This window comes from Desulfovibrio legallii, from assembly GCF_900102485.1.
In the GTDB taxonomy this organism is placed as follows: Bacteria; Desulfobacterota; Desulfovibrionia; order Desulfovibrionales; family Desulfovibrionaceae; genus Desulfovibrio; species Desulfovibrio legallii_A.
The window spans coordinates 130,224-156,622 of record NZ_FNBX01000003.1; the positions used below are offsets into that span (position 1 = coordinate 130,224).

Here is a 26,399-nt window from a genome sequence, read left to right on the forward strand (position 1 = left end):
GCCTTTGAGAACGCAGGCTCTCAAGGATGGGCAAAAGGCTCACTCCGGCGCTGCATCGCGCAGCAAGGTTGCCGCCGCACCCCCTGCGGCTGCGGCTTCCAGCGCTTCAAGGCCCGGCTTGCCCAAAAGACGCGCCAGCACGCGGTAGCGCTCCACAGCCAGATTGCGGCCTTCACGCCGGGCCTGGGCCACATCCTCTCCATAAGCGGCCAGCGTGCCCGGAGAAAGCGTCTCCAGCTCGCAGCGCAGGTAGCGCGCAAAGCCGCCCCCCGCGTCCCGCCGGATCACATGCGGATACGCCTTTGCGGCGGCATCCATAAAAGCGCTCTCGGCCGCAACAAGGGCGTCCATGCGCGGATCCTCCCGCACCGGCGGCAGGCGGTCGTCCATGCGGGCGTATTTTTCCACCATCAGGTTGCGGCCCGCGGCCGCCGCACGCCGCAGGTCGTCGGCATAGGCGGCCAGCGTGGCTTCGCGCAGCACGCCCAGGGTCATGCGCCGCATGATCCGGAAACCCTCGGGCCGCTGCTGGCAGACGGCCGGGCCCCCTTCGTTGGGCGTGGCCAGGAACATCTCCAGCTCCCGCTCCACAATCTCTCGCAGCAGGCGCTCCCGCGCCTCCGCAGGGCGGTCTCCGGCGCTTCCTCCGGCGCAGGCTGCTTTCCCTGGCGCGGCTTCTTCGCCCATGGCCCGGCGGCAGACCTCCAGATTGCGTCGATAGCCGCTGGCCTCCGGCCCAGCGCCCTTGCCCAGCCGGGCGTAGCCCTCCAGCGCCCGATCCAGCGCGGCGGCGGCTTCCGCCCACTGCCCGTCGCTCGCCAGGGCCACGCCCAGATTGCCTTGAGAAAAAACCGTATCCTCATGGTCTTCGCCCAGCAGACGCTGCCGCAGGGCCAGGGCCTGGCGGTGCAGGGCAATGCCCTCCCGCGCGTTGCCCTGCTCCTCACGCAGGCGGGCCAGGTTGTTCAGGCAGGTGCCCAGCTCCGGCGGCGCGGGCCTTTGGGCGCTAAAAATATCCCGCGCGCGCGTAAGGCAGCGTTCGGCCCCGGCAAAGTCCCGCTGTCGGTAGTACGCCGCAGAAAGGTGCAGCAAGGCCGTGGCCAGCCGGGGGGATTGCGGCCCCTCCGCGGCGGCGCAGAGCTCTGCGGCCTCCTGGCCCAGGGCCTGGCTCTGGGCCAGGTCGCCCCGCTCCAGAAGCAGGTGGGCCAGATTCTGCAGCGCGGCCAGGGCCTCTGGCGAAGCCGCGCCCCGGCTGCGGCGCAAAAGATCCACGCTCTCCCGCAGGGCGGCCTCCGCAGCCTGCGGTTCGCCCTGGGCAAACAGCGCGCGCCCCAGGGCCTCCAGCACCCGCCCGCGGGCGCATTCGTCGGGCGCAAGGCGCTCCAGCAGGCCGCGCAAAAGCGCCGCGCTTTCCGCCGCCCGGCCTTGCCGCAAAGGCGCAAGGGCCGCGCTCAGGGCCCCGGACCACTCCCCATAGGCCGTCGGGTCTTTTTCCATGCGCATGTCCGCCTCCCCAACCGCCCGTCAGGCCTGTAAAAGATCCATACGCCGCAGATCCGCATCGGCCACCTGCCGCAAAATGCGCGGCCCGTGCGCCCACAGCCAGTCGCCTTGCGCGTCGCTCAGCCCCTCGCGCCGCAGCAGCTCAGCCGTCTGAGCGCAGAAGGCTTCCACTGGGTCAAGGATGGCCGCCGGATCCGATCCGTCCAGGGACAGGAGGCGCAGCCGCCCCAGCATCCCGGTCACGGCCGCGCCCAGCACGGGCAAAGGGGTCGCCAACCGGGCCGCCCATTTGTAGAAGGGCATGTAGCGACGGTTGCAGAGGTAAACCAGGGAAAGCGCGGCCTCAACAAACCTGGCCAGGGCCAGTAGGGCCGCCGCGCCGTCGCCCCGCCGCAGACAACGGGGCAGGTTGTACTGCCCGGCCTGGGCCATGATCATGCAGCGGGCCGTCAGCTTTTTCAGCCGCACGTCTTCCGGATAATAGGCCAGCAGGGCCGCGCGCCGACGGCTGAACAGCCCGGCCGGGTCCGCAAAGACCTCGCCGTTGGTGCAGGCGGCCAGCTGGCATTCCGGAATGGCCAACCACTGCCTGTTCTCTGCGGGGGGCTCCATGAGCCCCGTAAAAAAGGCGTAAAAGGGCTCCAGCGCCAGAGGCCCTACCCTGCCTTGCCGCCGTTGCGGGACAAGGCGGCTGGCATAGCCGCCAAAATGTTTCGGCAACCGCGCCAAGGCCGTTTCCAGGCGCGGCAGGGCCGTCGCCAGTTCCGCCTGCGGCAGCCAAAGGCAGAAACTAGGGCCGAAGTCGTGGTCGCGGGAGAGGGCGTCGTCGCAGCCGAAACACTCTGAGCCTTCCCCCACCAGCCCCACGGCGGCGCGGGCCATGATGTCGGGGATGTCCGCCAGCAGTGAAGGGCGACAGGCATCGTAGAAAGCGCGGGCCAGGGCCAGGCCGCTTTCCGCCGCGTCTGCCGGGGGGGCAGTCGGGAGGGGCGCGCTCACTGGCCGTTCTCCGCCGCGCGCCGCGCCGCGCCGCGCCGGGCGGCCCGCACCAGCACTTCCGTCACAAACAGGCCACTGTTGTTGGTGGTCCAGTAGTCTGTGACGTAGCGCTCGCAGCAGCCGGCATCGAGCACATAATTGTTGGCGTTGGCCCAGCGGGCGATCTTGCCGTGGGTTTCGCTGATATTGTCGTGCGTGCCGATATGGTAGCAGCTGAGCGCAAGAAATCCTCCCCAAACGGTGGTCAATGCGTCGTCGCAAGGAAAAACCGTGCGCTGCAGAATTGTTACCGCCTGCTCCTGGCGCTGTCTGCGCTGCTCCAGCGAAGAGAATAGAATCATGACCGGGCCGGTGATGTTGTTGTTTATGGATTCCACATAGTTTGTAAAATCTATGTTGATAATGGAAGCCTTGATGTCTTCCCTGTAGGTCTGGTCGTGGAAGAGCACGCGCTCCGGCTGCAGATACTTGACAGACACGCTCTGAATGTCGTTTTCCAGCACCATTTCAGCCTCGTGGAGCAGCTCCAGCCAGTCGTGCACCGAGGTGCGGCGCAGGTGCAGAAGCCGTTCCTCCTGGTGCAGGGCCTGGACCTTTTTCAGAAAAAGTTTGCGCAGCGCGCTCAGGCTGGTATTGCCGCCCACCTCAAAGGCGGCGCGGATTTCCGCCAGGTGAAAGCCCATCTGCTTGTAGTATTTGAGCGGCGGCACGGCCAGCAGGTCGTCTTCCGTATAATAACGGTAGTTGTTGCCCCCGTGGCGTTTGGAGGCGATAAGACCAAGATCGTCATAAAAGCGCAGAGCTTTTTTGGAGATCTTGGAAATGGAGCTCATCTGGCTGATGGTGTAGCCTTGAGTGCTGGTGGTCATGGCGGCACCCCCATACTCTTTGGGATTGGAGGGAAACGCTCCGCGAAGGAGGGCGAAAAGCACGCGCGGAGTGCGGGAAAGGCCCGCCGCCGAGGGGCTTGCGGGCGGACGCCCCGGAACCTTGCGCGCTCCGGGGCGTCCCACTCTTTTACTCAGGAATATAGGCGTTGATGGTGGCGGCCCCAGCCTCGTGCGCCCTGAAATACAGCCGTATTTCGCCGGCGTCGTCCAGGTCGAAGCGGGATTCCTCAAGGAGGCCGTTGGCGGCGGCCGTCAGCAGGGCGGTCAGCACATCGGCCTTGTTGTGCGCCCGAAAAGAGCCGTATTCCTGGGCCAGAGCGGCCAGCACCTCTTCGGGGCAGGCATCCGCCACGGTCGTCATGTGTTTAAGGATGGCGAAGTTCAGCGGCCTTTTCATACCCTATCCCTTCCTTTTGAAAAAATCTACCGGGTTCACTGCGATGGTAAAGATGCCCACCACCATGACCACCGCCGCCAACCAGGCGATGGGGGCCAGGGCGTAGCCGTCGATGCCGAACCAGAGCCCCAGCACCAGCCAGCAAAAAAAGGGCCCCCAGAAGGAGAACGCCCCGTTGCACGACATGCCCAGGGCAGTGCCGCACATGGCGTTGCCCTTGTACCAGAGCATGAAGGCAAAGTACGCGCCAAAGCCGGCTACAGCAAACCAGGGCATGGCCTGACTGTCGGCAAAGGCCGTGCGCACCATGCCAAAGGCGTCGGCCCCGCCGATCAAGGCAAAAAGCGGCACCAGCACCATAAGGTTAGTGATCCCGGACGTGACCTGGCGGATGGTGATGCCGATCTCCGGGTCCACCATGGAGGTGGCGTAGCCGCCCACGCAGCCTTCAAGCCCCCAGCCAAAGGCGGCCAGAAAACCGAACATCAGCCCTATGAAAAGATTGGGGGGGGCGTTGTCGGCAAGGCCCGTGCTGCCGATCATGGCGCTGGCGGCAAAACAGATGAAAATGCCCAGCAGCATGCGCGGCGTCAGGGGCTGTTTGTACAAAAAGCGGCTCAGAATGGCCCCGATGGCGGGGCACAGCGCGCTTATGGGCACAATGATGGACCCGGCGCTCTGCAGCCCCAGCACATAGCAGGTGCTGGCCAAGGGCCCGCCTATAACGGCAGCGCCAATGAGCACCGCCCCTGGTTTTGTTTTGATGGTGCGGAAAAAATCCCCCAGCTTTCCTTTGAAGGCGGCGATAAGCAACGCCCAGACGGCGCTGCAGGTGTCTGTGGTGGCCGCGCCCAGCGCGCCCAGCAAAAACATTTTGGCAAAATCGGAAAGCCCGGAAGCCTCCCCATACCATGCCGCCCATACGCCCATGGTCATGGCCAGGGTCATGAAGGCCGTATAAACGCCGTAGGCCACGCCGGACATGGTGGCTACCGCCATGCCGCGACGCCGAAACCGTTTGGCAAGTTTCGTTTTTGCCGCCAGGGCCGTGGCCTCCGCATGGGCGGGGGCCGTGCTGCATTGTACCGCTTGCTCCATGGCACTCTCCTTGGTGCTAGGGTGATGGCTACTTGCAGACAGCTTAAGGTTCCCCCAAAGAGGAAGGTCAATGCGGCAGGCCTTAAAAATAGGCCTTTGCAGAAAAAAAGTTGATCTCCTCTCCCCTGCGGCATGACAACCGCAACAAATTCTCGCCCCACCAATCTGGGCGATAAATGCCGATCGACAAGGATTTCAGCATCCATTTCATGATTGATTATTCAACCATAAATCTTTCGTCAGGCGTTCGGAAAATTTTTTTTGAAAAAAATGCTCCAAAGTCCTTGACCTTCCCCCACAGGGGAACGGTTACAACACAATCATGCCGTCCCTTCGTCCGCCAGGATCAGGGGCGCAACACAATAACAGCAGCGGAGCCGGTATGCAGTACAGAGGGGAACAAGCTCTGGGCCTTATTGAAACATTGGGCATGGTGCCCGCCATCTATGGCGCGGACAGCATGCTCAAGGCCGCCGATGTGGACCTGGTCGCCTACGAAAACGTGGGCTCCACCCTGGTGACCATCATGGTCTGCGGCGATGTGGCTGCCGTGCGCGCCTCCGTGGCCGCCGGGGCCGCCGCTGCCGCCGCCGTGGGCAAGCTCACGGCGCAGAACGTCATGCCCAGGCCCGTGCGCGGCGTAGGCGGCATTGCCAAGGCGCACCCCCTGGACGCTGTGCCAGAGGACGCCCCCGGCCTGCGCGCCCTGGGATTGATCGAAACCTTCGGCATCGTCTTCTTAATGGAAGGCGTCGACGCCATGATCAAGGCCGCCGACGTGGAGCTGATAGGTTACGAAAACGTGGCTTCGGGCTACTGCTCCGCCCTGACGCAGGGTGACGTGGCCGCCTGTGAGGCGGCCGTGGCGGCCGGGGTAAGGGCCGTTCACAACATGGGAACCGAAATTTACAGCAGCTGCGTCATCCCCACCCCCCACCCGCAGCTCGTCAGGCTGGTCAGACGCTACGCGCTGCCGTGATGCCGAAGCGGAGGGACCTATGATCGGCGATAACGACCTCATTTCTATGCAGCAGGCCCGCATTCTTGCGGAGAACGCCGCCGCCGCGCAAAAAAAACTGGCCGCCATGCCCCAGGAAACCCTGGACGCCATCGTGGAGGCCATGGCCGACGCAGCGGAAGCCCAGGCCCAGTCCCTGGCCGTCATGAGCCAGGAAGAAAGCGACTGCGGCGTCTGGCAAGACAAGCTGGCCAAGATTCTGTTTGTCTGCCGCCGAGTGCGCCAAAGCCTGCGCGGCCTGCGCTGCGTCGGCCTCCTGCGCGAGGATAGCGCTTCCGGCGTGTGGGAGGTGGGGGTGCCCCTGGGCGTCATTGCAGCCCTCTGCCCGGTAACCAGCCCCATTTCCACGGCCGTCTGCAATACGTTGTTGGCCATAAAATCCGGCAACGCCATCGTTTTTTCCCTGCACCCCCGCGCGCTGGAAAGCATGCGCACGGCGCTGAACATCCTCTGCGCCGCCGGGCGCGCCCATGGCCTGCCTGAAGGGGCCGTAGCCTATATGGATGTGGTGGCCAAAAAAGGCACGCAAGAGCTCATGCGCCACCCGGATGTGGCTCTGGTCATGGTTACGGGCGTGCTGGGCATGTTTCCCGCCGCGCGGGCCAGCGGCAAGCCCCTTATTTACGGCGGCACGGGCAACGGCCCCGTTTTCATCGAGCGCAGCGCCAGAGTGGAAACCGCCGTGGCGGACATCCTTGCCAGCAAATCCTTTGACAACGGCCTGGCCCCTTCCGCCGAGCAGTGCGTCATCGTGGACGGCTGCGTGGAACCCCAGGTGCGCCGGGCCTTTCAGGACCGGGGCGGCTATTTTATGAGCCCCGAAGAAGCCGCGGCGCTTATGGACGTGCTGTTTCACTCCGATGGCCGCCGCCGGCGGCACATGGTGGGCCAGTCCGCCCTGGCCCTGGCGCAGAAAGCAGGCTTTGCCCCGCCCAAGGGCACGCGGGTGCTGGTGGCCCCGCGCCGCTACGTTGCCGGAGCAGACCCCTATACCCGCGAGCTGCTCACGCCCGTGCTGGGCTATTATGTGGAGCCGGACTGGCGTCACGCCTGTGAAAAATGCCTGGAGCTGCTGCTGCAGGAGCGCCACGCCCAGACCCTGACCATCCACAGCGAAGATGCGGAGGTCATCCGCCAGTTCGCCCTCAAAAAGCCCGTGGCCCGTCTGCTGGTCAACACCGGCGCGGCCTTCGGCGGCATGGGGCTGACCACCAACCTCACCCCCGCCATGACCCAGGGCAGCGGCATTGCTGGCTACGGCATCACTTCGGACAATATTTCGCCCTACAACCTTATCTACCGGCGCACCGTGGGCTTCGGCGCGCGCGGGCTGGATTGCCTGGCGGACCTTGCCGCGGGCGGGCCCGCAACGCCCCCGCCTGCAGCGCCGGACGCCCCGCTGGAGCTTTTGCGCGCCGTGCTGCGCCGCGTGCTGGAAACAGCGCGCCCCGCGCCCCACGGCAGCGCGGACTGAGGCCAAGCCCCTGACCCGCACCCATGGAGGATACAAGTGGACCTGCACGATTTTTCCCAAAAAATAGCGGAAGTCGCCCATAGCCTTTCCCCGGACGAGCGCCGTCAGCTGCGCGCGCTTTTTGCCCCCAGCGCCGCCCCGGCGGCCGCGCAGAACCCCGCCGCCTCGCCTGCGGGCGCGCCTGCGGCGGCGGGCTCCGGCGTGCCGGATGGCCCAACCCGCCGCCATGTGCTGCTGAAAGAAAACTACCTCAAGCAGCAGCCCCGCATCACCATTCACCGCGCCCGCGCCATCACCAAGATCGATAGAGAAAACCCCGGCATGCCGCGCATTCTGCTGCGCGCCAAGGCCTTCCGCTATTGCTGCGAAACGGCCCCCCTGGTCATCCAGGACCACGAGCTCATTGTGGGCGCGCCCAACGGCGCGCCGCGCGCCGGGGCGTTCTCCCCGGACATTTCCTGGCGCTGGCTCAGGGATGAGCTGGACACCATCGCCAACCGCCCGCAGGACCCCTTCCACATCGCTGAAGAGGACAAAAAAATCCTGCGCGAGGAAGTCTTCCCCTACTGGGAAGGCAAATCCGTGGACGAATACTGCGAGGCGCAGTACCGCGAGGCGGGTCTGTGGGAGCTTTCCGGCGAATCCTTCGTCTCCGACTGCTCTTACCACGCCCTCAACGGCGGCGGCGATTCCAACCCCGGCTATGACGTCATCCTGATGAAGAAGGGCATGCTGGACATCCAGCGCGAGGCGCGCGAGCACCTGGCCCAGCTGGACTACGATAAGCCCGAAGACATTGACAAAATCTACTTCTATAAATCAGTGATCGAAACCACCGAAGGCGTCATGTGCTATGCCAAACGCCTTTCGGAATACGCGGCCCAGTGCGCCGCCGCTGCAAGCGACCCCGTGCGCAAGGCCGAGCTGGAAAAAATCGCCGCGGTCAACGCCCGCGTGCCCGCGCACGCGCCCACCACCTTCTGGGAGGCCATCCAGGCCGTCTGGACCGTGGAATCCCTGCTGGTGGTGGAAGAAAACCAGACCGGCATGTCCATCGGCCGCGTGGACCAGTACATGTACCCCTTCTACAAGGCCGACCTGGAAGCGGGCCGCATCACGCCCTGCGAGGCTTTTGACCTGGCGGGCTGCATGCTCATCAAAATGTCGGAAATGATGTGGCTGACCAGCGAGGGCAGCTCCAAATTCTTTGCCGGCTACCAGCCTTTCGTCAACATGTGCGTGGGCGGCGTCACGCGCGAAGGGCGCGACGCCACCAACGAGCTGACCTATCTGCTCATGGATGCCGTGCGCCATGTGCGCATCTACCAGCCCTCTCTGGCCACCCGCGTGCACAATGCCTCGCCGCAGGACTACCTCAAAAAAATCGTGTCCGTTATCCGCTCCGGCATGGGCTTCCCCGCCGTGCATTTTGACGACACCCACATCAAAATGATGCTCGCCAAAGGCGTGAGCATGGAAGACGCCCGCGACTACTGCCTCATGGGCTGCGTGGAACCGCAGAAATCCGGCCGCCTCTACCAGTGGACCTCCACAGCCTACACCCAGTGGCCCATCTGCATTGAGCTTGTGCTCAACCACGGCGTGCCCTTGTGGTACGGCAAAAAGGTCTGCCCCGACCTGGGCGACCTGAGCCAATTCGACACCTTTGAGAAATTCGACGCCGCCGTTAAGGAACAGATCCGCTACATCACCAAGTGGTCCAGCGTGGCCACGGTCATTTCCCAGCGTGTGCACCGCGACCTGGCCCCCAAGCCGCTTATGTCCATCATGTACGAAGGCTGCATGGAGCACGGGTGCGATGTGGCCGCGGGCGGCGCCATGTACAACTTCGGCCCCGGCGTGGTCTGGAGCGGCCTGGCGACCTACACGGATTCCATGGCCGCCGTCAAAAAGCTGGTTTACGACGACAAAAAATACACCCTCCAGCAGCTTAACGAGGCCCTGAAGGCCGACTTTGAAGGCTACGAAAGCCTGCGCGCCGATTGCCTGGCCGCCCCCAAATACGGCAACGACGACGATTACGCCGACGCCATTGCCGCCGACCTCATCGCCTTTACCGAGCGGGAGCACCGCAAATACCGCACGCTCTACTCCATCCTCAGCCACGGCACCCTCTCCATCTCCAACAACACCCCCTTCGGGCAGATGCTGGGGGCCTCGGCCAACGGGCGCAAGGCCTGGCTGCCCCTCTCAGACGGCATCAGCCCCACCCAGGGCGCGGACTACAAGGGCCCCACGGCCATCATTAAGAGCGTGTCCAAAATGTCCAACGACAACATGAACATCGGCATGGTGCACAACTTCAAGCTCCTGCCGGGCCTGTTGGACACGCCTGAAGGCGAACAGGGCCTCATTACCCTGATCCGCTCGGCCAGCATCCTGGGCAACGGCGAAATGCAGTTCAACTACCTGGACAACAAAACCATGCTGGAGGCCCAGCAGCGCCCCGGCGACTACCGCGACCTGGTAGTCCGTGTGGCGGGCTACAGCGCCTTCTTTGTGGAGCTGTGCAAAGACGTGCAGGACGAGATCATCAGCAGAACCGTGCTCAAAAACTTCTGAGCGCGCAGGCCTGGGAACCCGCCCGCAGGGGGCGGTTCCCGGCCATGAACCCCCGGCTGCGGCGCAACGCCCATGTACGGCAGAGGAAATACCGTGATCGAACGCAAGGCCAATGTCTTCAATATCCAGAAGTACAATATGTACGACGGACCGGGCATCCGCACCCTGGTGTTCTTCAAGGGCTGCCCCCTGCGCTGCCTCTGGTGTTCCAACCCGGAAAGCCAGCACGGCCGCTATGAAGTCCTGTTCAAAAAAGACCTCTGCGTCCACTGCGGGGCCTGCGTGCCCGTCTGTCCCGTGGGCATCCACAGCCTGGTCAACGCCCACAGCACGCATGTGGTGGACAGAACCAAGGACTGCATCCGCTGCGAGGCCTGCGTGCGCGCCTGTCCGCAGGCGGCCCTGGCCATTGCCGGGGAGCGCAGAAGCATTTCCGAGCTGCTTGAGGTGGTGGAGCAGGACTGGCTGTTTTACGAAAATTCCGGCGGCGGCCTCACCGTGGGCGGCGGCGAACCCTTGCTGCAGCACGAGGCCTTGGCCAACCTGCTGCTGGCCTGCAAACAAAAAGGCATCCGCACGGCCATCGAGACCTCCGGCTACGCCAAGCCGGAAGCGCTGCGCCAGGTGGCGGAAATCTGCGATCTGTTTCTCTTTGACATCAAACATATGGACGCGGACCGGCACTACGCCCTTACCGGCGTGCGCAACGAAAGCATCCTCGCCAACCTGCAATGGCTGCTGGAAAACGGCTGCGCCGTCAACATCCGCATGCCCCTGCTCAAAGGCTACAACGACGACACGGAGGAAATCCGCGCTGTGGGCAGCTTCCTGGCCTGTCATGCCGAGCGGAACAACTTCAAGGGCATTGATCTTCTGCCCTACCACCGTCTGGGCGTCGGCAAATACGCCCAGCTGGATCGGGACTACGCCATTGCGGACAACCCCGCCCCGGACGACGCGGACCTGGACCGCATCCGTGAAATTTTACAGGGCTTCGGCCTTACGGCCAGGGTCATCAGGCACTGATGCCCGCCCACGGGAGGAAAACCATGCTGGCACTGGGACTTGTGGAAACCAAAGGGCTGGTGGGCGCCATTGAAGCGGCGGACGTCATGCTCAAAGCCGCCGACGTGCGCCTGCTGGAAAAATCGCTGGCCTCGGGCGGGCTTGTCACCATCACCGTAGCAGGCGAGGTAAGCGCCGTGCAGTCCTCCGTGGACGCGGCGCAGGCCGCCGTTGACCGGCTGGCCGGGGCTGTTCGCATCTCCTGCCACGTCATCCCCCGCCCGGACGGCGAACTGGAGCGCATTCTGCGGCTGCAGCCCGCCTGCGCCCAGGCGGAGAGCACGGCCAAAGCGGAAGACGAGCAAAACGCCGCCCCGACACAAGAGGAAGCCACCCCGACCAGCGAGCCCCAGCCCGCGGCGGAAGGCACGGCGCAGCAGCCCCCAAGCGCGGCGATAACGCCGGAAACCCCGCCGGCCTTTGATCGGGAAAAAACCAAAACCATGAGCATGAGCGCACTGCGCCGCCTGGCGACCGAGCTGGAAACGGACCTGAGCAGTGCCCAGATCGCCGCCGCCAACCGGCAAACCCTGCTGAACGCCATTGAGCGGGCGACACGGAAGGAAAAGGAGTAACAAAAAATGGTTGATAAGGATCTGCTTTCCATTCAGGAGGCTCGCGCCCTGGTGCGCGCCGCGCGCAAGGCGCAACCGGAATTTGCCCGGCTTTCTCAGGAGCGCGTGGACCGTGTGGTCTGCGCTGTGGCCGAAGCCGCCGCGTCCCAGGCCGAGGCCCTGGCCCGTCTGGCCGTGGAAGAAACCGGCTTCGGCAAGCCGGAAGACAAAAAGACCAAAAATCTGCTGGCCAGCGAAAAAGTCTGCGCCCGCATCAAGGATATGAAAACCGTGGGCGTGCTGCACGCCGACCCTGCCTCCAAGGTGGTGGAAATAGCCGTGCCGGTGGGCGTCATCGCCGGCATCGTGCCCTCCACCAATCCCACGTCCACGGTGATCTACAAGTCGCTTATCGCCCTCAAAGCGGGCAACGCCATTGTCTTCACCCCGCACCCCAGCGCCAAAAAGTGCATCGCCCGCACCGTGGAAGTCATCCAGGGCGCGCTGCGCGGCTGCGACGTCTCCCCCGACCTGGTAAGCAGCATCAGCCTGCCCACCATTGAAGGCACCAACGAGCTCATGAAACGCGCCGACCTCATCCTGGCCACCGGCGGCCCCGGCATGGTCAAGGCGGCCTACAGTTCCGGCACCCCCGCTTTGGGCGTGGGCGCGGGCAACGTGCCCGCCTACATTGAGCGCAGCGCCGACGTCAAAGACGCCGTGGCCAAGATCATGAGCAGCAAGACCTTTGACAACGGCACCATCTGCGCCTCGGAGCAGTCCATCGTTACCGATGCCTGCATTGCCGAGAAAGTACGCGCCGCCCTTATGGAACAAGGCGGCTACTTCCTCGCCGGCGAAGCCCTGACCAAGGTCAAAAACGTTATGGAACGCGGCAACGGCACCATGAATCCGGCCATCGTGGGCCGCGACGCCCTGACCATCGCGGCCGCAGCCGGCATTGATGTGCCCTCCGGCACCCGGCTGCTTATCTCGGACGAAAAAGGCATCGGCCCCAAGTACCCCTTCAGCAAAGAAAAGCTCACCGCCCTGCTGGGCTTCTATGTGGTGGAAGACTGGCGCGAAGCCTGCGAGGTGTGCACCGCCCTGCTGCACAACGGCGGCGTGGGGCACTCCCTGTCCATCCACTCGCGGGACGAAGACGTGATCCGCGAATTCGGCATGCGCAAGCCCGTCTCGCGCATGCTGGTCAACACGCCCTCCACCCAGGGGGCCGTGGGCATCTCCTCCGGGCTGTTCCCCAGCTTCACCCTGGGCTGCGGAGCCGTGGGCGGCAGCGCCACCTCCGACAACGTGACGCCCCTGAACCTCATCAACGTGCGGCGGGTGGCCTACGACCTGCACACGCCCTGCGATTTCCACGTTGCGCCCGCGTCCGCACAGAGCGCCTGCGGCGTTTCTTCCGTAACGCCCGCGCGGCCCTGCCCGCCCTCCGCCGCCCTGGGCGGCTGCTGCGGCCGCGCAGCCAACCATGAAGCCGTGGTCGCCCCGCAAAGCCCGGCCCCGGCCCCCGGCGGCAACCTGGACATTAACGCCATCACTGAAATGATCGTGGCTGAGCTGAAAAAAGCTCTCTGATTCCGGCGCATCCCCCCCCACGCCGTTAACCATATAGTTATCCCAACAGTAAAGGAGAAACCGCTATGACCACCTCTTCCAACGCCCTGGGCATGATCGAAACCCGTGGCCTGGTGGGCGCTGTTGAAGCCGCCGACGCCATGGTCAAGGCCGCCAACGTTACCCTTATCGGCCGCAGCCAGGTGGGCGCGGGCCTGGTCACCGTTATGGTGCGCGGCGACGTGGGCGCGGTCAAAGCCGCCACGGACGCGGGCGCCGCTGCCGCCAAAAAGGTCGGCGAGCTGGTGAGCGTGCACGTCATCCCCCGCCCGCACAGCGAAGTGGAAATGATCCTGCCCCATCGCGAAGCCTAACTCCCCCCACACTAACCGGCGCGGGCGGACGGGGCGGCCCCCCGCCCCGCCCGCCGCATACGGAAAGCAGCCATGACCGCACAGACTTGCACCGATCTGCAGATCAAAGACCTTCTGGAACGCCTGGTGCGCGGCGTGCTCGCGGAAGCGCGCGCAACCGCGCCCCTGGGCGCGGCCCCCGACGTCGCGTCCATGAACGCCGGGCCCATCCCCGTGGAAATCTCCGCCCGCCATGTGCACCTGAGCACCGCCGACGCCATCAACCTCTTTGGCGAGGCCCTGCGCCCCCACAAGCCCCTCTCCCAACCGGGGCAGTTTCTCAGCACCCAGCGGGTACGCCTTATCGGACCCAAGGGCGTCATGGACAATGTGGCCGTGCTGGGCCCGGCCAGGGATGTCTCACAGGTAGAGATATCCAAAACCGACGCCCGCGCCCTGGGCATAGACCCGCCCGTGCGCCAGAGCGGCGACACGGCCGGTACCCCCGGCGTCATCCTGGCCTCGGCCACGGGCATTGTGGGGCTGGAATCGGGCGTCATCGTGGCCTCGCGCCACATTCACATGCACACGGACGACGCCCGGCGCTTCGGCCTCAAAGATAAGGACATGGTGGACGTCCGCCTGGATACGGAGCGCCCCGTCATTCTGGAAAACGTCCTTGTCCGGGTAAGCCCGGACTTCAAACTCGCCATGCACATTGACGCCGACGAAGGCAACAGCGCCGGATGGAAGCCCGGCGCCACGGGCGTCATCATCGCCCGGCACAGGAGCTGAGCATGGACTTTGCCGCCGCCGACAAGCTCATTGCCGCCCTGGAGGCCACCCGCGCAAAACCGCGCAAGGTCAGCCCCACAGAGCCCCTCGCCGTAGGGGTGGACCTGGGCACCGCCTACATTGTGCTGGCCGTGACGGACAGCCGCCACCGCCCCGTGGCCTGCGCCGTGCAGAGCGCCCAGGTGGTGCGCGACGGCCTGGTGGTGGATTATACCGGCGGCCTGCGCATTGTGCGCGCCCTGACGGAGCAACTGGAAGACAGCCTGGGCCGCAAACTGGAAAAAGCGGCCATTGCCGTGCCCCCCGGCACCAGCGAACGCGACTGCGCCACCCACCGGCATGTGGTCGAGGGGGCCGGCTACGAGGTCACCGCCCTGCTGGACGAGCCTACGGCCGCCAACAACGTGCTGGGCGTGCGCGACGGGGCTATTGTGGACATTGGCGGCGGCACCACCGGCATTGCCGTGCTGCGCGGCGGCCATGTGACCTATGTGGCCGACGAACCCACGGGCGGCACGCACCTTTCTCTGGTGCTGGCCGGCAATTACGACCTGGACTTTGAGACGGCCGAGGCCCTGAAAAAAGACCCGGCCCGCCAGAAGGAAATCCTGCCCGTGGTGCGGCCCGTCATTGAAAAGATGGGAGCCATCATCCAGCGCCATGTGGCCGGGCGCGGCGTGCAGACCCTCTACCTTGTAGGCGGCACCTGCTGCCTGCCGGGCATGGAAACGATCATCGCCCGGTACACGGGCCTTGCGGTCCGCAAACCCGCCAACCCCTTTCTGGCGACGCCCCTGGGCATCGCCCTGGGCTGCGGCGCGTAAGCCCCGCTGTATGCACAACAAGGATTCTGAACCATGAACGCTGCAACCCAGGACATCATCGCCGCCGTGGTCCGCCAGGTGCTGACCAGCCTGGGCCGCGACGCGGCTGCTCCGGAAGCCGGTCCGCTGGTGGCGCTGCTGCCCCCGGAGGACGACCGCCTTGCCGCGACCGTGCGCGCGCGGATTCCCAAGGTGCGGCTGCGGCGCGATCCCGCAGGGCACGGGCCCAGGCCGGAGTTCTACGTCATCCCAGAGCTGCGCTGCACGGAGATGGCCGACCTGGCCCAGGGGCGGGCTTCCTGTCTGGCCCTGGGCCGGGTGCTGGATCTGCTTCTGGCTGGAGAAACGGTGCGCACTCTGGGCTTTGCCTACCGCACGCACGAGGCCACGGCTCCGGAAGCCCTGTGGCGTCTGTACCAGGGCTATGAGGCCACCCTCGCATCCTACGGCCTTACGGAGCTGCCGCCGCCGGCTCCGGAAGCCCTGCGGCTGCGCCGGGAGCTGATCTCCGCCGCTCATGTGGCCGAGGCCGTCCGGCAGGGCGCGCGCGTTCTGCGCGTTCCCCGCCGGGCCGTTGTCACGCCGCTGGCCCGCGAGGCCGCCGCGGAACAACGCCTGACCATTCTGCAAAATCTGTAGGTGTCGCCATGCTGGTAGGCATTGTCGTCGGAAACGTCTGGGCCACGCGCAAAGAAGACGCCCTCAATGGGCTGAAGCTCATGGTGGTGCAGCGGCTGGACCTCGCCCACAACAAACTGGCCGAAAGTTTTGTGGCCGTGGACTGTGTGGGCGCGGGCATCGGCGAAAAGGTGCTCATCACCACGGGCAGCTCCGCCCGCAAGGCCCTGTCCAGCGAGGAAGCGCCCGTGGACGCCGCCATCGTCGGCATCCTGGACCAGGAAGAAATGATGGGCGGCAAGGCCCCGCGCAAGGAGTAGCCCGTGGATACCCTGGGCATAGTGGACAGCCGCAGCATCGCCGCCGGAACCCTGCTGGCCGATGCCATGCTCAAGGCCGCCTCCGTAACGCTGGTACGGGCTGCGGTGGTCTGCGCCGGGCGTCTGCTCATCCTGGTGGAGGGCGACCGCGAAGCCGTGGCCACGGCGCTGCACGCCGCGCGGCAGAGCGAGCCCCGGCTGGCGGGTTGCTACAGCATCTCGCCTGTGGACCCGCAAGTGCAGGCGGCCTTGCGCCGCGGGCCCAAAACAGCGGCAGGCCCGGCCCTGGGCGTAGTGGAATGCCGCAACGCGGCGGACGGCCTCATGGCGGCGGACGCGGCCGTCAAAAAAGCCGCCGTAGCGCTGATGCGACTGGTTCTGGGCCAGGGGATCGGCGGCAAATCCTTTTTTGTGCTCACGGGCGAAGTGGCCGCCGTGCGCGAGGCCGTAGACGCGGCCGCTGCCGGTCTGGGCAAAAGCCTGTTGCGGGCCGTGGTCCTGCCGCGCCCCGAACCGGAAGTAACCCAGGCCCTTGCGGGCGTGGCGCAAACCTAACCCCGCCCTGCGGGAGAACGAGGTGTGTATGAGCAAAACGCTGATCACCGTGGACAACCTTCAGGACTACGTCCACGACAACTGCCTGCATATGGACGCGAACAAAATCCTTACCGCGGGCGCGCGGGACGAACTCACCCGGCGTGGGGTGCATGTGGTTTACGACGCGGAGCCCGCGCCTTGCGCCTGCCTTGCCGGGGAAGCCGCCGTTGCCACGGATACGGACCTGCTGGTGGGCGTGGCCGCCATCATCAGGCAGCACTACGGCATAACAGACCCCGAATACCTGCGGAAAATCACCCTGGAAACCGTGGCCGCCATCGGCAAGGAAATGCAGTAGCGCTTTCCTGACAACAACCCTGTAGGAACAAGGAGAAGACAATGAGCACAATGACGGATGCCCTGGGCATGATCGAAACCCGCGGCCTGGTGGGCGCGGTGGAGGCCGCCGACGCCATGGTCAAGGCCGCCAATGTGACCCTGATCGGCAAGGAGCAGGTGGGCTCCGGCCTGGTCACGGTGATGGTGCGCGGCGATGTGGGGGCCGTGAAGGCCGCCACGGACGCGGGCGCGGCCGCCGCCTCCCGCGTGGGCGAGCTGGTGAGCGTGCATGTCATTCCTCGCCCGCACGAAGAAGTGGAAATGATCCTGCCCAAACGCCGCTAAGCCTTTGTCCCATGACCGGCAGACGTCGCCGGAGCCGGGCGTTCCCGGTTCCGCGCGACGGCGGCCGCCCGGACTGCGGCCAGACCCTTCGGCCTATCCGGACAAGGTTCCATCCAGGCCCTGCCGCCCCGGTTTGTCGGCGGCCCCACGGCCTTCAGGAGGAGAACGTGACCCAGTTTTACGGAAAAACAAAAATCTGCTACGGCCCCTATGCCCTGGAAATGCTGGAGACCTTTCCGGCCACACAGGCCTTTGTGGTGACCGACCCCTTTATGGTTGAAAGCGGTTTTGCCGACCAGGCCATCAGCCACCTCAAGCGCAAGGGCGTGGGCTACACCCTCTTTTCCGGCGTGGAGCCGGACCCCAGCCTCCAGGCCGTAGTGGCTGCCGCCAAAATCTTCCTGCAAAGCCAGGCCGATCTCATCCTGGCCCTGGGCGGCGGCTCGGCCATTGACATGGCCAAGGCCATCTCCTACTTCGGACGCAAGGCGGACCCCAACCGCCAGACCCTGCTGGTGGCCATCCCCACCACCAGCGGCACGGGCTCGGAAGTGACCTCCATCGCCGTCATCACGGACAAAGAGCAGGCGGTCAAAATCCCCCTCAACGACGAGCTGCTCATCCCAGACATCGCCATCCTGGACGCCCGCTTCACCCGCACCGTGCCCCCGGCCGTTACGGCCGCCACGGGCATGGACGTGCTGACCCACGCGGTGGAGGCCTACACCTCCCGCTACAGCAACGTGTTTACCGCCATTTATGCGGAGCGGGCCATCCGCCACGTTTTCGCCTACCTGCGCCGGGCCTATGCCCACGGCGACGATATGGCAGCGCGCGACAATATGCTCATCGGCTCCTGCATGGCCGGGCTGGCCTTTACCAACAGCGGCCTGGGCATTACCCACAGCCTGGCCCACAGCCTGGGGGGGCTCTTCCATATCCCCCACGGCCTGGCCAATGCCGTGCTGCTGCCGCACGTCATCCTGTTCAACCGCTTCGACGCCGGGGTAAAATACAAGGAGATAGCCGAAATGGCCGGCATCCCAGCCCCTACGGTGGAGGAAGGCACGCGCAATCTGGTTGCCGCCGTGCGCGAGCTCAACGCCGCCCTGGGCATTCCCGCCCAGGTACGGCAGCTCAAGGCGGACGCCACGCTCTACCACGACCACCTGCGGACCATGGCGGCCAACGCCCTGGAAGACATCTGCACCCAAAGCAACCCCCGCATGCCCTCTCTGGACGACCTGGCGGATCTGCTGCTGCGGGCCTGGTAACTGCTGCGGGCCGCCGATGCGGCCTCCAGCCCCTGGAAAAACGGACCGAGAAAAGAGAGCACAGCATGGGAAATCAGATTGTGGACGCCATCCGTCAGGCGGGCGTGGTGGGCGCGGGCGGGGCAGGCCTGCCCACGCACGTAAAGGCCGACGCCAGCGTGGCCAATGTGCTGGTTAACGGGGCCAGCTGCGAGCCCCTGCTCATGAGCGACCCCTATTTGCTGGAATGCCGTACGGACGACCTGCTGCGCGGGCTGCGGGCCATGATGGACTGCACGGGCGCGCAACGGGGCGTGATCTGCCTCAAGGGCAAGCACGCAGCGGCCCTGCGGGCGGTGCGCCAGGCCGTGGCCCACCGGCCGGACATGGACGTTTTTGAGCTGGAGGATTTCTACCCCGCCGGGGACGAGCAGGTTATGGTTTACGAAGTGCTGGGCGCAGTGGTGCCGGAGCGCGGCCTGCCCCTGCAGGTGGGAGCGGTGGTCAGCAACGTGGAAAGCCTCTGCAACGTGGCGCAGGCCCTGGAAGGCAGGCCCGTGACCCGCCGCTACCTTACCGTGGGCTGCGCCGTGGCCCGGCCCATGGTGCTGCGCGTGCCCGTGGGCACATGCGTGGACGAGGTGCTCCGCTTTGCGGGCGGCCCCACCATAGCGGACTATAAGGTGGTGGACGGCGGCCCCATGATGGGCCGGGTGCTGCCCGCTACGGCGCAGCCCGTAACCAAGACCACCAGCGGCCTGCTGGTGCTGCCGCCGGACCACACGGTGGTGGCCCGCAAGATCATGGACGAGCGCACGGTCCGCCGCCTTACCAATACGGTCTGCTGTCAGTGTTCGCTCTGCACGGATCTCTGCCCGCGCAATCTGCTGGGGCACAGCCTGCACCCGCACAAGATCATGCGCGTGCCCGCGGGCGCGGCGGCGGCGGAAGCCCCGGCCGCCAAGGAGGCGCTGCTCTGCTCCGAATGCGGCGTCTGCGAAAAATTTGCCTGTCCCCTGGGGCTTTCCCCGCGCGAAGTCAACGCCCAGCTCAAAAGAGAACTGGGCAAGGCAGGCGTGGTCTGGCGCTACGATGGACGCCCCTTGCACCCTTCGCGCTTCCGGGCCGAGCGACGCATTCCCACCAGCCGCCTGGTGCAGCGCCTGGGCCTGGCTGATTACGAGGCCCATCCGCCCTTTGCGGGCGATTATGAGCCGACGGAAGTGCGCATCCCTCTGCGCCAGCACATCGGCGCGCCCGCCATTCCCGTTGTGCGCGTGGGCCAGCAGGTGCGCGAGGGCGATCTGGTGGGGGAAATCCCCGAGGGCGCCATGGGCGCGCGCGTGCACGCCAGCATCAACGGCACGGTACGCGCGGTGGATAACGGTTGCATCACCATCAGGGCTTAAAGGGGACAGGCATGAAACTACGCACTATCGGCTGTGTGGAACTGAACAGCATCGGGCTGGGCATGGAAACGGCGGACGCCATGGTCAAGGCGGCCCAGGTGGAGCTGGTGCTGGCGCGCACCACCTGCCCCGGCAGGTACCTCATCGTCATCACGGGCGATACGGGCGCGGTGACCGATTCCGTGCAGACCGGCCTGCGCCTGGGCGGCGATATGGTGGTGGGCAGCTTTATCATCCCCAACGTGCATGCGGACGTGGTTCCGGCCATGAACGGCGTTGCCCTGCCCGGCCCCATCAACGCCCTGGGCGTCATTGAAACCTACACGGCGGCCTCCTGCGTGCTGGCCGCCGACGCCGCGGCCAAAGCCGGCGACGTAAGCCTGCTGGAGCTGCGCCTCTCCGCCGGGCTGGGCGGCAAGGCCTTTGTGGTCATGACCGGCGAGGTCAGCGCCGTGCATTCTTCCGTAGAGGCCGGCGCGGCGCAGGCGGGCGAGGACAACCCAGTGGTCAGCAAAATCGTCATCCCCTCCCCCAGCGAAGAACTGAAGCGGCAACTGCTGTAGGCCGCGGGCGCAGGTATGGAAGACCACAAGCAACGCATTATTCAGGAGCATGTGCCGGGGCGTCAGGTCACCCTGGCCCACCTCATCGCCAGCCCGCAGGAGACGCTCTTCCGCAACCTGGGGCTGGGCGAACGGCAGGCCACGGCCATAGGCATCCTGACCATCACCCCCAGCGAAGGCGTGATCATTGCGGCGGATATCGCCACCAAGGCCGCCGCCGTGGAGGTGGGCTTTCTGGACCGCATGGGCGGCTCCCTGGTCTTCACGGGCGACGTGGCCAGCGTGGAGGCCGCTCTGCGCGCCGTACTGAGCTACTTTGACGCCGTTCTGCACTACGCCCTCACCGAGTTGACCCGCTCCTGAGCGCTTCCGGGCAGGGCAACAGGCGCTCGCCGTATAGGCGTAAGCGCCATGTATCTGCGCTGGTAGGCGCCGGAACGAGCGTGGCGTAATAACCTTTGAGCTGCCTGTTCTCAAAGGCAAGCGGCTCCCGGACAGACGCGGGCCCAAAGAGAAGGGGGAAGGCCCGCAGGCTTTCCCCCTTCTTTGCAGTACGGCACGCCGCGGTCAGGCCGGAGCCGCAGTCGGGCCGGAGCCGCAGTCGGGCCGGAGCCGCGGTCAGGCCGGAGCCGCGGCCACGGATTTTTTGCGTTTGGCCGTTGCCTTGGCCGTGGGGCCGCTTTCCAGCTCCAGGGCGTCGTTGCGGCAGGTCAGCCGCGCGTTGCCGCCCTTCTTCAGGTTGCCGAACAGCAGGGCCGAGGCCAAGCGGTCCTCCAGCTCCGTGCGCAGCAGCCGCCGCAGGGGCCGCGCGCCCATGGCCGGGTCAAAGCCTTTGCGCGCCAGCCAGCGCCGGGCCGCGTCCGTCACGGTAAGCGCCACCTTGCGGTGCCCCAGGCTCTGCCGGATGTCGCCCAGGAATTTGTCCACAATGCGCAGCATCATGGGTTCCGTCAGGCTGTTAAAAGGCACCAGGGCGTCCAGGCGGTTGCGGAACTCTGGGCTGAAGGTATTTTCCACGGCCTTCAGGGCCTTGTGGGCGGCGTCCTGGGACACGGAACCGGCAAAGCCCATGCTGGGCCGGGACATCTCAAAAGCCCCGGCGTTGGAGGTCATGATCAGGATCACGTGCGAGAAATCCGTCTTGCGCCCGGTGTTGTCCGTAAGTGTGGCGTAGTCCATAACTTGAAGCAGCACATTAAAGATATCCGGGTGGGCTTTTTCCATTTCATCCAGCAAGACCACGGAATACGGCGCTTTGCGCACGGCCTCGGTGAGCAGACCGCCCTGATCAAAGCCCACATAGCCCGGAGGCGCGCCGATAAGTCGCGAAACGGCGTGCTTTTCCATGTACTCGCTCATGTCGTAGCGCAAAAACTCCACGCCCATGAGCTTGGCCAGGCTGCGCGCCACCTCGGTTTTGCCCACGCCGGTGGGGCCGTAAAAAAGGAAGGCCCCGGCCGGGCGCTGCTCCTGCCCCAGGCCCGCGCGCGCCCGCAAGATGGCCCGCACGGTGATCTCAATGGCCGCATCCTGCCCAAAGACCAGCTGCCTGAGGTCTTTTTCCAGGTGCGCCAGCCGCACCCGCTCCTTGCCGGAAACCGTGCGCACGGGCACGCCCGCCATGCGGGCCACCACGCGCTCCACATCGCCCACGCCCACCTGCGGGGTCTCGTCCCCGCGCACGGGCCGCAGGCCGCGGCCCAGCCGCACGGCCGCGCCGCACTCGTCCAGCACGTCGATGGCTTTGTCCGGCAAAAGCCGGTCGCGCACATGCCGGGCGGTAAGGTCCACCATGGCCTGAAGGGCCGCCGGGGCATAATGCACCTTGTGGTAGTCCGCATAGCGCTTTTCCAGCCCCTGCAGAATGCGCAGGCATTCCTCGGCGCTGGGTTCGGCCAGATCGATGCGCTGGAAGCGTCGGGCCAGGGCGCGGTCCTTTTCAAAATGGTTGCGAAACTCCTCATAGGTGGTGGAGCCGATGCAGCGCAGTTCGCCCCCGGCCAGCACGGGCTTGAGCAGGTTGGAGGCGTCCAGCGAGCCGCCGGAGGTGGAGCCCGCGCCCACAATGGTGTGGATTTCGTCAATAAACAAAATGGAATCGGGCTGTTCCTTAAGCCGCTGCACCACGGCCTTGAGACGGCCTTCAAAGTCGCCCCGGTAGCGGGTGCCAGCCAGCAAGAGGCCCATATCCAGGGCATAGAGCCGGGTTTTAGCAAACATTTCCGGCACGCGCCCTTCCACAATGCGCAGGGCCAGGCCCTCGGCCAGGGCGGTTTTGCCCACGCCGGGATCGCCCACGAACAGGGGGTTGTTCTTGCGGCGGCGGCAGAGCACTTCCACGGCGCGGTCCAGCTCCGCATCCCGGCCCACCAGAGGGTCGATCTTGCCTTCCCGCGCGCGCTCGGTGAGGTCCACCGCGTATTGGGCCAGCGGGTCCGCGGCCTTGGCGTCCTTGCCGCCTTCGGTCCCCGGCTGTTCCACCCCGCGCGAACCGCTGCCCTCTTCCAGCCCGTGGGAGACAAAGGTCAACACGTCCAGGCGCTCCACCCCCTGCTTGCGCAGGTAGAACAGGGCGTAGCTCTCTTCTTCGTCCATGATGGAGATGAGCAGATCGCCCAGCTCCACCGTGTCCCGCCCGGCAGAACGGATGTGCGCCAGGGCCCTGTCCAGCACGCGCTGTACGCCCTCGGTCTGGGAGACCTCGTGGTTGCGCGAAAGGGGCACGGCCTCCAGCTCACGGCTGAAAAATTCCTCAAGCTGTTCGCGCAGCACCGGAACGCTGGCCCCGCTGCCTTCCAGAATGATGCGTCCCCGCATGTTGTTGGTGAGGGCAAAGAGCACATGCTCCACGGTCAGCAGGTCGTGCCTGCGGCGGTGCGCCTCCATCAGGGCGTCACGGATGACGCTTTGAACACTTTTACTCAGCATAGGCGTATCTCAATGGACTTTTTCCATGGTGCATTTGAGGGGATACCCCGCGGCCCGCGCCGTGCTGCGTACCCGGCGGACTTTGGTTTCCGCCACTTCCCGGGTGTATACGCCGCATTGGCCCACACCCTGACGGTGCACGAGCAGCATGATGGCCGTGGCTTCTTCGGGGGTTTTATGAAAGATGTTGCGCAACACGCTGACCACAAAGTCCATGCTGGTGTAGTCGTCGTTGTGCAGCAGCACCCGGTAGCGGTCCGGTTCCTTGATTTCCTGCTCCACCGCCAGGCGGCTCTGGCCGTCGCTGCGGTCTGCGTCATTCCACGACATGAGAAGGCTCCGACACGGTGTTCGCCTTGCCGGGCCCGTCCGGGGCGGAAGTCTGCGCCGGAAGCCCCAGCTTCTGCCGCCACGCGGCCCGCTGCGCCGCGTCGAACACAAAGGAAAATTGCGGCGGTTTGTGGTTTTGCCGCAGCCATTCCTGGTGCAGCTCATGATAACTTTTGGTACTTATTACGGCATTGTCAAGGCCAAGGCGGCGCTGCACCGAATCAATATGCGCGGCCAGCCCTTCCAACTCCACGACATCCATGAAGGAAAGGGCGTCCAGCTCCACTTCCACATCTTCAAGGCGCCAGGGTTCGCGCACTTTTTCGTACCGGGCCGTCACCGTGTAGCCCAGCCCGGCAAGCACAGCGCGCAGGGTTGCGCCGTCCTCCACCGCGGTTTCCAGCTCCTCGCGCACCTTGTAGGAGTCGGATGCGGGCGCAGGCCGCTTGAGGGTCAGCACATGGCGGGTGTGATCCGGCCATTCCTGGCTGCGCAGGCGCAGCAGGCGGCCGCTCTCCAGCAAGGCGCGGCCCGGCGCGTCAAAAACCCAGTTGCTTTCAAAATGTGCGCCCAGGCAGTGCGCGCCGCTGTCCGTCAGGGCCTGACGCAGGGCCTGCAGATCCACATGCAGATATTTGCGTTCTATTTCCAGGGGCATGCCCCACCTCACTTGCGGTGAAACAAACGCTGTTGCAGGGCTGCAATGGTGCCCACGCCCCCCTGCCCCGCCGCCGGATGCAGGATGGGCTCAAAACCCAGCCGCCGGGCCTGCTTCAGGCGCAGTTCCTGCGCCGCCACGGGCCGCACCTGGCCGTTGAGGTCCACCTCGCCCCACAGCACGCATTTTTCCGGCAGCGCCACATCATAATAGGACGAAAGCACAGCGGCCACCAGCGCCAGATCCAGCCCCGGTTCGCTCAGCTTCATGCCGCCGCCCACCTTGGCGTAAATATCCACCTGCCCGAAGTTGAGCTTAAGGCGCTTTTCCAGCACGGCCAGCAGCAGGTGCAGCCGCCCCACGTCAAAGCCCAGGGCCGCCCGGCGCGGGATGCTCAAAAACGTGCGGGAAACCAGGGCCTGCACTTCCACGGCCAGGGGCCGCTGCCCGTCCACGGCCATGACCACGGCCGTGCCCGAAAGGCTGGCGTCGCGCTGGCCCAAAAAAAATGTCGCAGGGTCGTCCACCACCTGCAGCCCCTGGGCCGCCATGCGAAAAACCAGCAGCTCCTCGTTGGGGCCGAAGCGGTTTTTAAAGACGCGCAACAGGCGGAACATCTGGCGGCGATCGCCCTCCAAAGAAAGGACTGTGTCCACCATGTGCTCCAGCAGGCGCGGCCCGGCCAGCACGCCGTCCTTGGTCACATGCCCCACCAGGATGAGGGTGCAGTTCTCACGGCGGCAGAATTCCACCAGCGCCGTGGCCACGGCCCGCACCTGGGTAACGTTGCCGGGCAGGCCCTCGGCCTCCAGGCTGGTCAGGGTCTGGACGGAATCCACCACCAGCAGTGCGGGCGCGGCGGCCGCCGCCGCTTCCAGCACGTCCTCCACACGGGAGGTGGCCAGGGCCAGCAGGCGGGGATCCAGCAGGCCCAGGCGCTCGGCCCGGCCCCGGATCTGCGGCAGGGATTCCTCCCCGCTGGCATAGAGCGCCGTGTGGCCTCCGGCCGCCACCATGCCCGCCACCTGCAACAGCAAGGTGGATTTGCCGATGCCAGGCTCCCCGCCCATGAGCAGGGCGGCCCCAGGCACCAGCCCTTTGCCCAGAATGCGGTCCAGCGGCGCAAGGCCGCTGCCGAAAGGCTCGTGCCCTTCGTCCGCCACGGCGTGCAGGGGCACGGCCCGGCCGTTTGCGCCCGCGCCCCCCGCCCGATGCGGCGTCCTGGCGGCATTTTTGGGCTGGGCTACAGCTTCAAGGGTATTCCATTCATGGCAGCTGGGGCACTGCCCGCGCCACTGCATGGTCTGCGCCCCGCAGGAAGAACAGCGGTACACTTCGCGTATTTTCGCCATGAGCTAAGCCTAAGGAAAAAGCCGCAAGCTGGCAAGGCGGAACGGGTTAGGAGCGGCCGCGCGGCGGGCGACGCGCGGGCAGCGCCGTAGCGCAGAAGATGCCCCCCAGGATGGCCGCCCCGCTGACGCACAGCCGCCTGCACGGCCGCCTGCACGGCCCCGGCGAGGACCAGGGCCCCGGCGGCACTGGAATCCGCCCATAGGCCCAAGAAAAGAAAGCCATATAGGCAAACAGACAAAAGCCGCGGGCCAGCTGCCTTCGCGGAGACGCCCCCTGCCGCGGCCATGTAGCGCCGCCAGAAGAATTTTGCCGGCAGAACAGAACCTGTAACCCAACAGGAACCACTAACTTACAGGTGGGATACGCAATGGGGTAAGGTCAAATCTTGAATCCAAACTTCGCAAAGGACCATTTCTTCAAAGATTAGGGCATGCAACTTTGAAATGCCTGGCGGCTGCGTGAGCAGACGCCCGCTGTGAGGCGTAAGCGCAATTTATGTGCGCTGTTAAGCGCCAAAACAAGCGTGCCGTAAACTTTGAGAATGCATATTCTCAAAGTTAATCTGCGCTAAGATGCGCTCGCCCTGGGCCGCTCGCGGTTTTTCTTGACGCCCGC

Annotated in this window: 27 protein-coding genes; 18 read left to right on the plus strand and 9 right to left on the minus strand. The window is 65.5% G+C overall.

What is annotated here, in order from left to right; all coding sequences use genetic code 11:
* Nucleotides 1-39: 39 nt before the first annotated feature.
* The 5 genes from BLS55_RS02860 to BLS55_RS02880 all read right to left on the minus strand — a co-directional run bounded on the left by BLS55_RS02860 (nt 40) and on the right by BLS55_RS02880 (nt 4,887).
* Entirely contained in the window at nt 40-1,503 is a 1,464-nt protein-coding gene (locus BLS55_RS02860; protein ID WP_092152852.1) for a DUF4125 family protein, read from the minus strand.
* Nucleotides 1,504-1,524: 21 nt separating this feature from the next.
* Nucleotides 1,525-2,502, minus strand: a complete 978-nt coding sequence (locus BLS55_RS02865) for a DUF4037 domain-containing protein (RefSeq protein WP_257243115.1) — start codon at nt 2,500-2,502, stop codon at nt 1,525-1,527.
* Complete coding sequence (locus BLS55_RS02870; RefSeq protein WP_092152853.1) at nt 2,499-3,371, minus strand: MerR family transcriptional regulator; 873 nt, start codon at nt 3,369-3,371, stop codon at nt 2,499-2,501. Before BLS55_RS02870 ends, BLS55_RS02865 begins: the two co-directional genes overlap by 4 nt.
* 148 nt (nt 3,372-3,519) lie before the next feature.
* On the minus strand, nt 3,520-3,789 hold the full coding sequence (locus tag BLS55_RS02875) for a hypothetical protein (protein ID WP_092152854.1): 270 nt from the start codon (nt 3,787-3,789) through the stop codon (nt 3,520-3,522).
* Between the two features lie 3 nt (nt 3,790-3,792).
* Entirely contained in the window at nt 3,793-4,887 is a 1,095-nt protein-coding gene (locus BLS55_RS02880; protein ID WP_092152855.1) for a hypothetical protein, read from the minus strand.
* A 382-nt stretch (nt 4,888-5,269) separates the two neighbouring features.
* Between BLS55_RS02880 and BLS55_RS12435 the strand changes: the two genes are divergently transcribed.
* The 18 genes from BLS55_RS12435 (at nt 5,270) to BLS55_RS02970 (ending at nt 20,878) form a co-directional block, all read left to right on the plus strand.
* Nucleotides 5,270-5,866: a BMC domain-containing protein gene (locus BLS55_RS12435; RefSeq protein WP_092152856.1), complete on the plus strand. Its 597-nt coding sequence runs from the start codon at nt 5,270-5,272 to the stop codon at nt 5,864-5,866.
* A 19-nt stretch (nt 5,867-5,885) separates the two neighbouring features.
* Complete coding sequence (locus tag BLS55_RS02890) at nt 5,886-7,379, plus strand: aldehyde dehydrogenase family protein (protein WP_092152857.1); 1,494 nt, start codon at nt 5,886-5,888, stop codon at nt 7,377-7,379.
* A 36-nt stretch (nt 7,380-7,415) separates the two neighbouring features.
* A complete protein-coding gene (cutC, locus tag BLS55_RS02895; RefSeq protein WP_092152858.1) occupies nt 7,416-9,962 on the plus strand; it encodes a choline trimethylamine-lyase in 2,547 nt (848 codons plus the stop codon).
* A gap of 93 nt (nt 9,963-10,055) precedes the next feature.
* Nucleotides 10,056-10,988, plus strand: coding sequence for a choline TMA-lyase-activating enzyme (cutD, locus tag BLS55_RS02900; protein WP_092152859.1), 933 nt, complete (start codon nt 10,056-10,058; stop codon nt 10,986-10,988).
* Between the two features lie 23 nt (nt 10,989-11,011).
* The gene (locus BLS55_RS12370; protein WP_092152860.1) at nt 11,012-11,602 is read left to right on the plus strand and encodes a BMC domain-containing protein; all 591 of its coding nucleotides are present in this window, start codon (nt 11,012-11,014) and stop codon (nt 11,600-11,602) included.
* Nucleotides 11,603-11,608: 6 nt separating this feature from the next.
* Nucleotides 11,609-13,180 carry an acetaldehyde dehydrogenase (acetylating) gene (locus BLS55_RS02910; RefSeq protein WP_092152861.1) on the plus strand — a complete coding sequence of 524 codons (1,572 nt, stop codon included), beginning with the start codon at nt 11,609-11,611 and terminating at the stop codon, nt 13,178-13,180.
* A 65-nt stretch (nt 13,181-13,245) separates the two neighbouring features.
* Nucleotides 13,246-13,533, plus strand: a complete 288-nt coding sequence (locus BLS55_RS02915; protein WP_092152862.1) for a BMC domain-containing protein — start codon at nt 13,246-13,248, stop codon at nt 13,531-13,533.
* 72 nt (nt 13,534-13,605) lie between these two features.
* Nucleotides 13,606-14,307: a phosphate propanoyltransferase gene (locus BLS55_RS02920; protein ID WP_180365380.1), complete on the plus strand. Its 702-nt coding sequence runs from the start codon at nt 13,606-13,608 to the stop codon at nt 14,305-14,307.
* Nucleotides 14,308-14,309: 2 nt separating this feature from the next.
* Nucleotides 14,310-15,131: an ethanolamine utilization protein EutJ gene (gene eutJ, locus BLS55_RS02925; protein ID WP_092152863.1), complete on the plus strand. Its 822-nt coding sequence runs from the start codon at nt 14,310-14,312 to the stop codon at nt 15,129-15,131.
* 33 nt (nt 15,132-15,164) lie between these two features.
* Nucleotides 15,165-15,770 (plus strand): hypothetical protein, encoded by a 606-nt coding sequence (locus BLS55_RS02930; protein WP_092152864.1) that lies wholly within the window; start codon nt 15,165-15,167, stop codon nt 15,768-15,770.
* An 8-nt stretch (nt 15,771-15,778) separates the two neighbouring features.
* Nucleotides 15,779-16,069 (plus strand): EutN/CcmL family microcompartment protein, encoded by a 291-nt coding sequence (locus BLS55_RS02935; RefSeq protein WP_092152865.1) that lies wholly within the window; start codon nt 15,779-15,781, stop codon nt 16,067-16,069.
* Between the two features lie 3 nt (nt 16,070-16,072).
* On the plus strand, nt 16,073-16,624 hold the full coding sequence (locus tag BLS55_RS02940) for a BMC domain-containing protein (RefSeq protein ID WP_092152866.1): 552 nt from the start codon (nt 16,073-16,075) through the stop codon (nt 16,622-16,624).
* Nucleotides 16,625-16,652: 28 nt separating this feature from the next.
* Entirely contained in the window at nt 16,653-16,964 is a 312-nt protein-coding gene (locus tag BLS55_RS02945; protein WP_092152867.1) for a hypothetical protein, read from the plus strand.
* Nucleotides 16,965-17,005: 41 nt separating this feature from the next.
* Nucleotides 17,006-17,290 carry a BMC domain-containing protein gene (locus BLS55_RS02950; RefSeq protein WP_092152868.1) on the plus strand — a complete coding sequence of 95 codons (285 nt, stop codon included), beginning with the start codon at nt 17,006-17,008 and terminating at the stop codon, nt 17,288-17,290.
* Between the two features lie 167 nt (nt 17,291-17,457).
* Nucleotides 17,458-18,564: a 1-propanol dehydrogenase PduQ gene (locus BLS55_RS02955; RefSeq protein WP_092152869.1), complete on the plus strand. Its 1,107-nt coding sequence runs from the start codon at nt 17,458-17,460 to the stop codon at nt 18,562-18,564.
* Nucleotides 18,565-18,629: 65 nt separating this feature from the next.
* Nucleotides 18,630-19,952, plus strand: coding sequence for a 4Fe-4S dicluster domain-containing protein (locus BLS55_RS02960; protein ID WP_092152870.1), 1,323 nt, complete (start codon nt 18,630-18,632; stop codon nt 19,950-19,952).
* A gap of 11 nt (nt 19,953-19,963) precedes the next feature.
* The gene (locus BLS55_RS02965) at nt 19,964-20,515 is read left to right on the plus strand and encodes a BMC domain-containing protein (RefSeq protein WP_092152871.1); all 552 of its coding nucleotides are present in this window, start codon (nt 19,964-19,966) and stop codon (nt 20,513-20,515) included.
* A gap of 15 nt (nt 20,516-20,530) precedes the next feature.
* Nucleotides 20,531-20,878 (plus strand): BMC domain-containing protein, encoded by a 348-nt coding sequence (locus BLS55_RS02970; RefSeq protein WP_092152872.1) that lies wholly within the window; start codon nt 20,531-20,533, stop codon nt 20,876-20,878.
* A gap of 255 nt (nt 20,879-21,133) precedes the next feature.
* Here BLS55_RS02970 and clpA read toward each other — a convergent pair whose 3' ends face one another.
* The 4 genes from clpA to radA are packed head-to-tail and all read right to left on the minus strand — an operon-like array spanning nt 21,134 to nt 25,783.
* Nucleotides 21,134-23,443 (minus strand): ATP-dependent Clp protease ATP-binding subunit ClpA, encoded by a 2,310-nt coding sequence (gene clpA / locus BLS55_RS02975; protein WP_092152873.1) that lies wholly within the window; start codon nt 23,441-23,443, stop codon nt 21,134-21,136.
* 9 nt (nt 23,444-23,452) lie between these two features.
* Complete coding sequence (gene clpS, locus BLS55_RS02980; protein ID WP_092152874.1) at nt 23,453-23,773, minus strand: ATP-dependent Clp protease adapter ClpS; 321 nt, start codon at nt 23,771-23,773, stop codon at nt 23,453-23,455.
* On the minus strand, nt 23,760-24,431 hold the full coding sequence (locus tag BLS55_RS02985; protein WP_092152875.1) for a class IV adenylate cyclase: 672 nt from the start codon (nt 24,429-24,431) through the stop codon (nt 23,760-23,762). Before BLS55_RS02985 ends, clpS begins: the two co-directional genes overlap by 14 nt.
* A gap of 8 nt (nt 24,432-24,439) precedes the next feature.
* Nucleotides 24,440-25,783: a DNA repair protein RadA gene (radA, locus tag BLS55_RS02990; RefSeq protein WP_092152876.1), complete on the minus strand. Its 1,344-nt coding sequence runs from the start codon at nt 25,781-25,783 to the stop codon at nt 24,440-24,442.
* Nucleotides 25,784-26,399 lie beyond the last annotated feature (616 nt).